Genomic DNA, 11,713 nt, shown 5'->3' on the forward strand with positions numbered 1-11,713 from the left:
ATTATGCTTGTTGATAAGTTGCTGCTCATTTTAAATAACGATATTTTAAAAGGACGTTTGATGAAAGTAGAGAGTTTTATGAATATCATTTCAAACCTTGGTAAGGGGATATTAATGGGGGTCGGAATAGGAGCCTCTCTTTTTGGGGGGTTACTCATGGCAATTTCTTTCAACCAAAACCAATCGGTAAATATAGGTGGACTCGTTGCCATTTTAGTAGGAGTAAGTTGTTTGCTGATGGCATTAAAGGTTAAAGGTTAAAGGTAAACCCCATAGTAACTGAACGTTTTATCTTAAGATAAACATGGTATGAAAATCGTCAACAAACTAAGAAGGTTACATGAACATGTTAATTTATACTGCTTCGCTGGTACTTTTATGTATTCTTGTGTTTTTTATTAGGCGATTAACATTCGAACCAAAACGTGTTTTTACGTTTTGTGACGAGACTGTTCATATTCGTAAAAACCCACATAAATTAAATCGCCATTTCTTGAGTAGTCATCCAGTAGTTGTTCAAAAAGCATCTATCGCACACATTCAATTGACGGATAATATAGTGACCTTATTTAATCAGGCTAGCCACGCAACAGACATTTGTGCACCAAGTGCTAAGTTTGCGTCTGAAGTGTTTGAGTATGCAAAGAAACATTTTGAGCAGGCTAAAATTATCGAAGTGACTCAATAATACCTGTCATAACTTTTTTAAAGCCTTACCTCGACTAACCTAGCTGATTTGCCTTGCGATACGGCCCTTCGTAATCAAATAACCTTTCGGTAACTTGCCAGTGATGTTTTTGTTTCTTGGCTATTACAAAGTCTGGGGCTGGCAGATAGGGTAAAAAGCGCTGTAGATCTTCCAGTGACTCAAACTGAATCGATTGGGTGCCTTTGGCTAGCCTTCGGGCGAATAAGTCATTAAAGCTATGTCTCGATTTTTTAAAATTAAAGCGAAAGGTTTCTGATAACGTCAGGCCGTCTTCATCGTGGTAGGTGATCTTCACTGTCTTGTCGGCATGATTGATTTTCGGGGTAATGGCGGCGCAGCGGAGTACTTTATTGTTTTTTAAGTTTAAGGCTTTGCGCAATATATCATCAGGGTCGATTAGCTTTTCATGACAGTGCTGGCATTGCCGTGCAGCAATGTCGTTTTCTTGGTTGCAATGGGGGCAGTGTTTAAAGCGAAAACGGTAGCTGCATTGCTTATCAAATATAGGGTTTTCAACGTCATCGAGGTTTTCTATGTTTTCGGCGTCTTCAATTAAACCCTGGCATCGACGGCCAAAGTGCTCAAGTATATTCCCTTCAGAGTCTGTCCTGCCCCAAAATGTATTGGCAAAACCACATTGAGGGCAATGAATTTGTACCGCAACTGAATCTTGGGCGGGCTTTTTTTCGCCTATTTCTGGTTGAAAAATATCGTAACCATTGTTGGTGTAATCTAATACTAAGCAGTCTTTTTTGCCTGGGCTTAGTCGTAAACCTCGACCAACAATTTGTTGAAATAGGCTGATAGATTCGGTGGGTCGTAAAATAGCTATTACATCTACGTGGGGCGCATCAAAGCCTGTAGTTAGAACAGATACATTCACTAAGTATTTAATTTGTTTGGCTTTAAAAGCGGTGATTAGCTCGTCTCGCTGTTTGATTTTTGTGGTGCCAGTTATTAAGGCCGTTTGCTCTACTGGTAAATAACCACAAATTTCTTTGGCATGGTCTATGGTGGCGGCAAAAATCATGACACCTTGACGCTCTTTACTTAGCTGCAGTATTTGTTCGGTCACGGCTTGGGTGACCCGAGGATGTTTGTGAATCAGTTCGTTTAAAGCGACGTCATCGGTATTTTGTTCGCCATCTAAGCTTTCTGTTAATAAACTGAAATCATAATGAGCTATCGCTGCATCATAATGAATGGGCGGCGTTAAATACCCGTTTTTTACCATATGCTGCAGGGGCAGTTCAAAAATACATTTTTTAAAAAATGAGCTTGGAGCGAGGCGTGCAAACCCGTGGTAATGATGTTGGTATATCCAGCCACTGCCTAAGCGGTATGGGGTAGCGGTTAAACCTAAAATTTTTACATTGGGGTTTAGACCACGAAAATGCGCAAGAGCTTTAAGGTATTGGGCGCTATCGTCCATGGCGACTCGATGACATTCATCAATAATAATTAAGCTGGCTGGGGTTTGAAAAGACGCTAAGCTCGCAGACAGCGACTGAATACTGGCAAAGGTGGTTTTGGCGGTATTGGTTTTTTGGCCTAGCCCGGCTGAAAAAATACCGGCTGGGGTCCCCGTTGCGAGTAACTTAGCGTGATTTTGCTCAACTAGTTCTTTTACATGGGCAAGGCAAATCACATGGCCTTTTGCTAGTCGACTTAATTCTGCAATCACTAAGCTTTTACCCGCGCCTGTAGGCAGGACAATCACTGCGGGATCATCGCCATGACGAAAGTGCGCTAGGGCTGCCTCAACTGCTTGAGTTTGGTAGTCTCGGAGTTTGAATGTTTGGGTCATGATGCTTGAAGTAGAGTTGTTTTAGTTTGAGGCATAAAAAGTGGCATATCTTTTTGTAAACAATGAATACCCCTAGGCATCATTACCTGAGTAGTTAATCGCTTTATTAGCAATAGAGTATGAGAACCCTTGCCCAATTAAATGTCTCAATGCCTTTTGTTTAAGTTTGTCATCGACAATTTTGGATTCGCCAAATTTTTTGACTTTAAGGATGAGGGCTTTATCTAAATAGTCCTCATCTGTGTTCTCTATTAATTCTACGCACTCGTTGATGATTTGTGATGTGAAGCCTTTGGTAAAGAGTTTTTGTTTTATTTTGTTGGGACCAATGTTCTTTTCTGAGTAATTTTGGGTCAAGCGTTTTGCATACCTTAGATCATCAACTATGCCTTGTTCGATAAGATAGTTAAGGGCCTCTTCATTAAATGAAGGGTTCTCTTTGAATAATGTGTTGGCCTTTTGCATTAAGGTTTTTGATGTGTAATCTCCATATTTTCCTAGCAACCACATGTAGTAACCTTTGACTCGTTCGAAGGTTATTTCTTTGGGTTTTGCATCTTGCTTTTTTTTAAACATAGTTCAGGTTTTCTGCATTATAACTGGTGGTAAAGTTTTCATTTTTGCTTGAATAAATACGTGCGCTAGCAACTAGGATAAGTGAATTAAAAAGACAGTCTAGTTTATTTCCGCAATGTTAGGGTTTTTGCCGTTTATAGCAATAATGTCTGCAGAGTTTGGCTTGCCTCAGGTAGAATGCCGCCAATTCAGTTATTCTGTTTTTTGGGGCGTATTCTAGATGCAAATTAATCGAGTTATGTTGATCGCTATCTGCAGTGTTTTATTCGCTATGGTGGCAATTCAATCTGGCGCATCTCTGGCAAAACAGCTTTTTCCTTTGGTTGGTCCAGAGGGCACCACGGCATTACGTTTAGGCTTTGCTGCTGCGGTACTTTGGGTCGTGTTTCGGCCATGGCGAGCCATGCCTAAAGGGCGAGAATGGCAAAGTGTTATTATTTATGGCCTGTGTTTAGGTGGCATGAATATTTTATTTTACCTCGCTATTGAACGTATTCCGTTAGGGATTGCGGTGGCGCTTGAATTTACAGGCCCATTAGCGGTGGCATTATTTAATTCTAAGCGTAAAAGCGATCTGTTGTGGGTCGCTTTTGCCATTGCTGGGATCGTTTTGTTACTACCAGATTTAGCTAGTACACAAGGGCTTGATCTAACGGGTGCTTTAATGGCTCTTGGGGCTGGGGCTTTCTGGGCTGGTTATATTTTGTTTGGCACTCGTTCTGGTAAAAAGGTATCTGGTGGAATGACTGTGGCACTTGGCATGACAGTCGCTTCTATTGTGCTGGTGCCTGTTGGGGCCGTTAGTCAGGGCTTGGCGCTAGTGAGTTGGGAGGTGTTATCTATTGGGTTATTGGTAGGAATTTTATCAAGTGCGCTACCTTATTCTTTAGAAATGATTGCCCTTAGAAATATCCCTACGCAAGCTTTTAGTGTGTTGATGAGCTTAGAGCCTGCCATAGGAGCTTTAGCTGGCTTTGTGTTTTTAAGTGAGCAGTTGACCTTATTGCAGTGGGTTGCAATTTGTTTGGTTATTGTTGCTTCGATAGGAAGTAGTTTTACACCTAAAAAAGCCGCTGAAATGGGAGTGTAACCACAGGAACGGCTAGTGTTTGGCTTCGTCTTCTTAGCCTGCAGACCTGCGCCATGGTTAAAGCGTGTTTAGAGTGAATATAGTTCATACCCAATTGCGAAGCAGCCTTTAGTTTTTATCAGTGTGCTAAGCATCCTGATGGCGTCCAACGGCATACTGGTGGTGTGGCATTATTGGTTAAGCAGTTTTCGATTTCGCAAATGGCTGCTCCTTGGGTCCAACTTACATCTATTTTGCTTGATAGCTCGGCTTGTATATTTAAGGTTTTCAAAAATTTATCTAAATAGATGGGTTTAAAACATGCTATGTCAGCATTGTAATATCCATCATTTTTATTGACACAAAAATCATGAATGTCTGTTTCTTTTGTATAATTGAAAGCGCCCATCAATAACCATTTAGGTATAATTTTAAGGGTGGCTGGTAGCGCATTTGTGGTGCCTTTAGTCCCTTTTTTTGAGTAATGGTATGGGGCTTTAATATCAGTTTTTGAACCTTCAACCGTTAGCGGTATTTCGTCGGCACAGCTCGCTACGGTCCAATCAGGATTGTTTGCTCCTGCACCGTAGGCACAGTGTTTAGGTACTGGATCAACAAAGGGTGTGGGTAGGCTACGTGGGGCTTCATTTTGACCTAAACCAAGATATGAATAGCTGTATATTTGTATTGGTTTGCCATTGACGGTGACGGTTTTAACGGCGTCGTTTGCAGGGGAGCAGTGTGGGCATGGAAAGGTTATTTGTGAAGATGCTCCGCCCATTTCCACAATGCCGTAGTGGCCGCTGGGGTATTTGTCATTAACACTTAGCCAAGCAAACAGGCCTTCTTCAAAGCCGCTTAGGGTTTTGGCTTCTACGTTCACCTTTGGGCCAACTTTGGCTGCTATTTTAGTTGTTAACGTTTTCCACAAGGTTTTACTGTTTACAGGGTTGATTTGTTCAGCAATACGCATGCCCGCAGTGGCAAAAACTTTAACTGATTGCGCTTCACATTGTTTGCTCCAATCAAACGCTGACCATTTGGGTTTACCATTTTCTAGTGGGCCATCCGTCTTAATTAAATCTAAAGTAGACACCACTTCATTGGTAATGGCGTTAATGTCACTTAGGTTTTTGCCATGGATATGGCGAATTGGGTCTGCCAGTGCGCTAACTCTAGGGCCTTCATGGGTGAGAAAATTAGAGCCTGATTGCTCGTAAATGTATAAGCGTGTGCCACTACTACCTGCGTCATATACTATGTAACACAAGTTTTTATCTGGTGTTGTTATTTCACTGATACAGCTGTTCAAGCTTAAAATTGCTAAAACAATCAGAGCAAATTTGTTCATGATGTGCTTCAAAATCATCCTGGTTAAGTGTAATCCGTAAATAGAGAGCTACTGTATTTCCATCTGTTAATGCTTCTTTGAATATGTGAATAGATTAAATGTAGATGTTCGATAAAACAATTATGGCGAGTAATATACTTAAAATAATGTTCAAAGAGGTTTTACCATTACTTATGTCTAAATTTTGTGTGGTAGAAAGGTATACTAGGTCACCTACTTATTATGCGTAGTGAAAGTAAAGTAGCTTAGACGTGGTCTAAATATATTCTAAACTCATTACTTAAGGCTAACAATATAGTGGAAATTAGCAGCGAGCTAGGCATTTTAATGTTGTTGTTTTGTATAAGTGGTTACACCATGCTTGCAAAACGTTTATCACAAACTGTGATAACTGCACCTATTATATTTTTATCTATTGGCTTTATATTGGCCTCACTCGGTATTTTCACCGAAATTGAAACCGAAGAAATTATACATTTAGTGGCTGAAATCGCATTGATCGTGTTGCTTTTCTTAGATGCCTCACAGATTAATTTAAAGCGCCTAAAATACAAGAATACTTGGCCATTACGGATGTTACTTATTGGTCTTCCTCTTTGTATTGTAATCGGAACCTTGGTGGGCTTGTTGTTCTTCCCTGAGTGGCCTTGGTTGTTCGTGGCTCTCGTTGCTTCAGTATTGGCTCCAACTGATGCGGCATTAGGTGAAGCCGTTATTCAGAATAAATCTGTACCTGTCAATACCCGTCAAACTCTTACCGTAGAAAGTGGCTTAAACGATGGTCTAGCCTTGCCGTTTGTTTTGTTTTTTGCAAGTTTGTTTTTGACTGTATCTCAAGAAGATACAAGTACTTTTTATTGGCTATTCTTTGGTGCAAGTCAGGTCACAATCGGTGTGGTTGTTGGTATCACTATGGGGTGGATGAGCGGTAAGCTATTTTTGTATGCAGAATCTAAAGAACTCACCTCCAATGTGTATGAAGGAATCGGTGTGCTTGCTTTGTCTGGTTCATCTTACTTATTTGCGACTGTCGTAGGCGGTAACGGTTTCATATCCGCTTTTGTGGCAGGGTTAGTGTTTGGTAATCAAGTCAAAGGCCATTGTCGCTTTATTTATCAATTTACAGAAACTGAGGGGCAATTACTGGTTTGGGCTGCCTTTACTGCCATTGGATTAGGTTTGTTGCCTGAAGCGTCACATCATATTACTTGGAATATTGCCTTGTATATATTGGTGAGCTTGTTCTTTGTCAGGCCATTGGCTATTTATTTATCTTTATTGGGAGCCAAAATGCCTTTGGTTTCAAAGTTGTTTTTAGGCTGGTTTGGTCCTAGAGGCTTAGCTACGGCCTTATTTGCGTTGATTGTTTCTAAAGATATGCTGAGTGAATACAGTCATAGTTTGTTGGTAGTAGCCATCAATGCCGTATGGATTAGCGCTTTGTTACATGGCATGAGTGCGGCTCCGTTAGGGCGTTGGTACGGCACCTACATGTTAAAACTAAAACAACGTAGACGTAATAATTAAGCGCTATAGTTTTTTACTATAAATTTTAAAAGCAAGTTTTAGCACTTGCTTTTAAAGTGGCTGATGTTGTCAGCGAGTAAGTTGAGTAGCCTTTGTTGTGATTCAATACTGGCCCATGCAATGTGTGCTGTAATTTTAAGGTTATCAAGGTGTATGTTGGGCTCTTGAGTTGTGATTGCTCTTATCAATATATGCTCTGCACTTGGGGGCTCTTGTTCAAGCACATCTAGCACCCCATAACCTAAGTGTTTATTTTTTAATGCTGCATGCAAGTCGTAACTATTAACAAGTGCCCCGCGAGCTGTGTTGATTAACATGGCATTGGGTTTCATTAGGCTCAAGGTTTGCGCGTTAATGAGGTTTTCGGTTTCTGGTGTTTGCGGGCAATGTAACGTTAGTACGTCTGCTTCAGATAATACTTGTTCAAAACTGAGTCTGTTGTTACGAATAGTTGCAGCATAAGGACGCTCTGCAACGAGTATTTTCATACCAAAGGCTTCCCCAATTTTTGCAACAGCTTGGCCTAAATTTCCATACCCTACTATGCCTAGATTTTTGCCGTGAAGTTCGTTTATCTCACCTGAATGATGACAAAAAGTCGTACTTTGCTGCCACACCCCTTGGGCTGAGTCTTGGTTATAAAGGCTGGTTTGACTAAAGTACTCAAGCATTTGTGCAAATACATATTGGCTAACCGAGGTAGTAGAGTACCCAGCCACATTTTTTACCTGAATACCCAACTGAGCAGCGGCATTAAGATCAACATTGTTGGTGCCAGTGGCTGCCACACACACTAATTTTAGTTTGGGGAGTTGCTCTAAGATATCTTGGTTTAATGCTACTTTGTTTGTGATAACAATATCGGCTTGGGCGCAGCGTGATAAAAGCTGCTCTGGTGAAGTGGTGGCAAAACAGGTTAATGAAGTAACCTGCTGGCGAACATTATCAAGGGTAATATTAGGGCTAAAAGTCTGTTGGTCTAAAAATACAGCGTGCATATTTGGTGCCTTTCAATATCAAAGTACGCGAGTTTACGAGTAAATTTAGGTAAGCTCAACGTCATAATTAAAGTGCTGCTTACTCACTTAAGGTAGGAACAAATGAACGCTAAAAACCTACTCGTTACGCTTGTACTTGGGTTTCCGATAAACGTATGGGCTGAAACTAGCGAGTGTTTTGGAACAACGTCTAATGGGAGTCTAGTAAATGGTGTAACTCTACCCTCAAAAGGAAATAATTATGTGGGTTACAGCACAGTGGCTAGATGGGTGGGTAGAACCTATGTCCATTCAGAAGTTAGTCATATTGTTGTGTCTGCATATAAATCCCTTGAAACTGAGCAACCAACAAAAATCTATAAATATGCTGAGACTGGATTTAAAGCTGGGGGGAAATTCAAACCTCACAAAACTCACCAAAATGGATTGTCTGTAGATTTTATGACTCCCGTCACGAATAAAGAAGGAGAGTCAGTTCATCTACCTACAAACCTTTTTAATAAGTTAGGCTACGACATCGAGTTTGATGAGCATGATCATTATGATGGTATGTATATTGATTATGAAGCTATGGCTGCGCATTTGGTGGCTTTACACCAACAAGCAAAAAAGAATGGCTTTGATTTATGGAGAGTGATTTTTGACCCTAAATTGCAACCCCACTTATTTAAAACTAAATACGCACAATATCTAAAGAAAAACATTCAATTTTCTAAAAAGCGATCTTGGGTGCGACATGATGAGCATTACCATGTTGACTTTAATTTACCGTGCACATCATAGTATCAATATAAATTGCTAGCTATTGGCGCATTACAAGAGCCAAAAAATGAACAGCTATGTTAAAGATTAAGGCGAGTATATGAAATTCAGTAAGTATCATGCGTTAGGTAATGATTACATCGTGATTGATCCTAATTTTCTAACGAAACAACTAACCGTTACAAATATCAAAGCCATTTGCGACCGGCATTTTGGTGTAGGTTCGGATGGTATTTTGTATGGTCCAGAAGAAAGTAAAACCTGTGACTTTTCTCTTCGTATCTTTAACCCTGATTCAAGTGAAGCTGAAAAAAGTGGCAATGGTTTGCGAATTTTCTCACGATATCTCTGGGATAAATCGTTGGTGACCCATGATGAATTTACTATTCAAACAAAAGGCGGGGTTGTCAATTCAACTGTCGGTACCAAAGGTTTGTCAGTATCTGTAGGAATGGGAAAAGTGAGATTCACTCATGATTCTAGTGGCGAGCCTGCTTTAACCCCTTGCAACATGACTGTAAACGGGCGAGAGTTTACATATTACTTAGCGAATGTTGGTAACCCTCATTGTGTCATATTGGTCGAAGAGCTTAGTCCGTCTTTAGCAACTGAGCTGGGTAAAGTGATTGAAAATGACGCTAGATTTCCCAACCGCACGAATGTTCAGTTTGTGAAAGTTATCGATAAAAGCACAATCACAATCGAAATATGGGAGCGAGGAGCGGGTTACACTCTTGCTTCTGGTTCTAGTAGTTCTGCTGCAGCTTCGGTTGTACACGGGCTAGGTTTATGTGATGCAAATGTAAATGTTCATATGCCCGGAGGCATAATTAACATTAAGCTGGATGACTCTTTTTTTGCAACTATGACGGGCGATGTCCGGAAGATTTGTGAGGGTGAGATTTCAAATGAAGTATTGGGAGCACACCAATAAGCCGATGCTGTCATTTTATCAGGGCTGGTGTATGAAGGGTGATGATTTTTCTGGGTTGGAGTTAAGAAGTCATTTTTTATCAATAGTACGGGTTATCCGAGAAGGCATAATAGATTGTTATTTAAATGGTTTAAGTCAGAAAAGCCGAATGTTTATTTAGGGACATTAGCTGTTGTATCAGAAGATACTACGACAAAGTTTGAAAATTTCTTCTCTTTTGGTGGCCATAGCCTTCAAGATCATATGCGAAGCAAACTAGAAGGCGTTTTTTGTCTTAATAACATTTCATCTATAGTTGAACCCAAATCCTCTGACGTGGGTTTAGATGTCATTATTGTAGCTTTACATGGTGGTGAAGCATTTACTATCGGTTGGGAAGCCGGTGTTGCCCCTTTATTTTGGCGTCCTAAAATCAAGCTTGTTTCGCGTCTCTATAATCTGAAAACAAAGAAAACCATTAAGACATTTAAAACATCTCAGTCGGTCACTTGGCGAGAGTTTTTTGCCAAAGTATTCAGTTTTCGAAGGCTATTTGGGTGGGGCGCCTTATGTGATAATCAAGACATGGGCGACTGCTTTATCAAGGATGCCTCGAACTAGTAGATAAAATGCGTAAAGGGCTTTAAATTGTAATTTCAGTAAAGCAATTCAATGTTATTAACTTTATTTTGGTTTTACTTGTTTCTTAACCGCTTAGGTTTTAAGGGCCGTTGTCAGCGAGGCTCTTAAATGGCCAGTAATTGGAGTGGGTTTGTGTGTTGTGCGCTCTACAAATACGTGAGTCATGGTTCCCCCTGCAGATGCGCTTGTTTGATTTTCTTTAAAAATAGCCAAGTCGTATTCTACTGATGAATTACCGATTTTGTTGACTGCAAAGGCACCGATTAGTTTATCGGGAAACGCAACGCTACTATAATAATTGCATTGTGAGCTCACCATTAGCCCAATCGTGGCCCCTGTGTGAATGTCTAAATCTGCTTGTTCGATAAGGTAGCGATTCACAATAGTATCAAAGTAACTGTAATACACTACGTTGTTAACGTGACCGTATAAGTCGTTGTCCATCCAGCGGGTCTCTATATTGATGAAGTGATGGTAATCACTCAACTGTGGTAATGCTGTTTTGGTGGGTGATTGATTACTCACTGAGACCTCTTTTACATATACATTGTTTTGATAAAAAACGAATTATTGAGCTACGTCATAAAATGTAGGTATGTTACTCACCTTTGAGAAGTGTTCAATATAAGCATGAACTTTGTCAGGGATCGTGAGCCCTTTGACTAAGGTGATCCCTCTTAAGCGCCCAAACAAATGTATGTCATCAATTGAAAGCTGCTCATTCACACTGGTTTCACTGTAAAGCAGTGGCGCAAGCTCTCGTAATTTTGTTTCTAGCTCTTGTATTAACGTGTCGCTATTGGCTAATGCTTCAGAAAAATTACCCAGCTCTTTGGTTTTCTTTTTAGTGAAGTAGTCAATTGCGCTTTGGGTTTGAAATTCACCAACTGGTGATGTGATCCATCTAGGATAGAGGAGTTGCTTAAATAGCAAGTTAACCTGTTTTAGCCAAGCGCTTAAGTCTTCTCGCTGTGCTGATGGATTGAATATAGGGTTGCAATCTAGTTGGTCTGCATAAGCTACTATATCCATGCTCTCAGGCATAAAGCTGCCGTCAGACTTTTTTAAAATCGGGCAGGCTTTCATGCCAATCATAGAAATTGGTGTGGCTTCATCATCGCTAGGCAATACTGTTAACTCAACAGGAATGTTTTTCATGCCGAAAGGCATACGTGCCATAACGCAATAAGGACAGTGATCGTAAATGTACAAACCCATGGTAGACATAATTAAGTTCTCGATTAAGCATTAAATGAGATTACTGTAACGTGATTCTCCTTGAAGTTCTATAAAGCTAGATTGGTGCAGTTAGCTCTGGGTGGTAAGCTTCGGCCTTTATATTAGATTGTTGGTGCTTTG

Annotated in this window: 13 protein-coding genes; 7 read left to right on the forward strand and 6 right to left on the reverse strand. The window is 40.4% G+C overall.

The window, feature by feature from the left end:
• The first annotated feature begins 60 nt into the window (after positions 1 to 60).
• A complete protein-coding gene (locus tag ABJD71_RS02405; RefSeq protein ID WP_348163981.1) occupies positions 61 to 261 on the forward strand; it encodes a hypothetical protein in 201 nt (66 codons plus the stop codon).
• A gap of 79 nt (positions 262 to 340) precedes the next feature.
• Positions 341 to 688, forward strand: a complete 348-nt coding sequence (locus tag ABJD71_RS02410) for a hypothetical protein (protein WP_348163984.1) — start codon at positions 341 to 343, stop codon at positions 686 to 688.
• 34 nt (positions 689 to 722) lie between these two features.
• Here ABJD71_RS02410 and ABJD71_RS02415 read toward each other — a convergent pair whose 3' ends face one another.
• Both ABJD71_RS02415 and ABJD71_RS02420 read right to left on the reverse strand, forming a co-directional pair.
• Positions 723 to 2,516, reverse strand: a complete 1,794-nt coding sequence (locus ABJD71_RS02415; RefSeq protein ID WP_348163987.1) for a DEAD/DEAH box helicase — start codon at positions 2,514 to 2,516, stop codon at positions 723 to 725.
• A 72-nt stretch (positions 2,517 to 2,588) separates the two neighbouring features.
• Entirely contained in the window at positions 2,589 to 3,092 is a 504-nt protein-coding gene (locus ABJD71_RS02420; RefSeq protein ID WP_348163990.1) for a regulatory protein RecX, read from the reverse strand.
• 220 nt (positions 3,093 to 3,312) lie between these two features.
• Here ABJD71_RS02420 and ABJD71_RS02425 point away from each other — a divergent pair, with 220 nt between their 5' ends.
• On the forward strand, positions 3,313 to 4,182 hold the full coding sequence (locus tag ABJD71_RS02425) for a DMT family transporter (RefSeq protein ID WP_348163992.1): 870 nt from the start codon (positions 3,313 to 3,315) through the stop codon (positions 4,180 to 4,182).
• Between the two features lie 118 nt (positions 4,183 to 4,300).
• Here the strand turns inward: ABJD71_RS02425 and ABJD71_RS02430 are convergent, their stop codons facing one another.
• Complete coding sequence (locus tag ABJD71_RS02430) at positions 4,301 to 5,512, reverse strand: nucleoside phosphatase (protein ID WP_348163995.1); 1,212 nt, start codon at positions 5,510 to 5,512, stop codon at positions 4,301 to 4,303.
• A 297-nt stretch (positions 5,513 to 5,809) separates the two neighbouring features.
• Here ABJD71_RS02430 and ABJD71_RS02435 point away from each other — a divergent pair, with 297 nt between their 5' ends.
• Entirely contained in the window at positions 5,810 to 7,039 is a 1,230-nt protein-coding gene (locus ABJD71_RS02435; RefSeq protein WP_348163998.1) for a cation:proton antiporter, read from the forward strand.
• Positions 7,040 to 7,077: 38 nt separating this feature from the next.
• Here ABJD71_RS02435 and ABJD71_RS02440 read toward each other — a convergent pair whose 3' ends face one another.
• Positions 7,078 to 8,037 carry a D-2-hydroxyacid dehydrogenase gene (locus tag ABJD71_RS02440; RefSeq protein ID WP_348164001.1) on the reverse strand — a complete coding sequence of 320 codons (960 nt, stop codon included), beginning with the start codon at positions 8,035 to 8,037 and terminating at the stop codon, positions 7,078 to 7,080.
• 102 nt (positions 8,038 to 8,139) lie between these two features.
• Here ABJD71_RS02440 and ABJD71_RS02445 point away from each other — a divergent pair, with 102 nt between their 5' ends.
• From ABJD71_RS02445 to ABJD71_RS02455, 3 genes are all read left to right on the forward strand, one after another.
• The gene (locus ABJD71_RS02445) at positions 8,140 to 8,820 is read left to right on the forward strand and encodes a penicillin-insensitive murein endopeptidase (protein ID WP_348164004.1); all 681 of its coding nucleotides are present in this window, start codon (positions 8,140 to 8,142) and stop codon (positions 8,818 to 8,820) included.
• 79 nt (positions 8,821 to 8,899) lie between these two features.
• Positions 8,900 to 9,733 (forward strand): diaminopimelate epimerase, encoded by an 834-nt coding sequence (dapF, locus tag ABJD71_RS02450; RefSeq protein ID WP_348164007.1) that lies wholly within the window; start codon positions 8,900 to 8,902, stop codon positions 9,731 to 9,733.
• A 114-nt stretch (positions 9,734 to 9,847) separates the two neighbouring features.
• Complete coding sequence (locus ABJD71_RS02455) at positions 9,848 to 10,333, forward strand: hypothetical protein (protein ID WP_348164010.1); 486 nt, start codon at positions 9,848 to 9,850, stop codon at positions 10,331 to 10,333.
• 93 nt (positions 10,334 to 10,426) lie between these two features.
• Here the strand turns inward: ABJD71_RS02455 and ABJD71_RS02460 are convergent, their stop codons facing one another.
• Positions 10,427 to 10,879: a thioesterase family protein gene (locus tag ABJD71_RS02460; protein ID WP_348164013.1), complete on the reverse strand. Its 453-nt coding sequence runs from the start codon at positions 10,877 to 10,879 to the stop codon at positions 10,427 to 10,429.
• A gap of 42 nt (positions 10,880 to 10,921) precedes the next feature.
• Positions 10,922 to 11,581 (reverse strand): glutaredoxin 2, encoded by a 660-nt coding sequence (gene grxB / locus ABJD71_RS02465; protein WP_348164016.1) that lies wholly within the window; start codon positions 11,579 to 11,581, stop codon positions 10,922 to 10,924.
• Positions 11,582 to 11,713: the final 132 nt, after the last annotated feature.

It is taken from the genome of Paraglaciecola sp. (assembly GCF_039943935.1).
GTDB lineage: Bacteria > Pseudomonadota > Gammaproteobacteria > Enterobacterales > Alteromonadaceae > Paraglaciecola.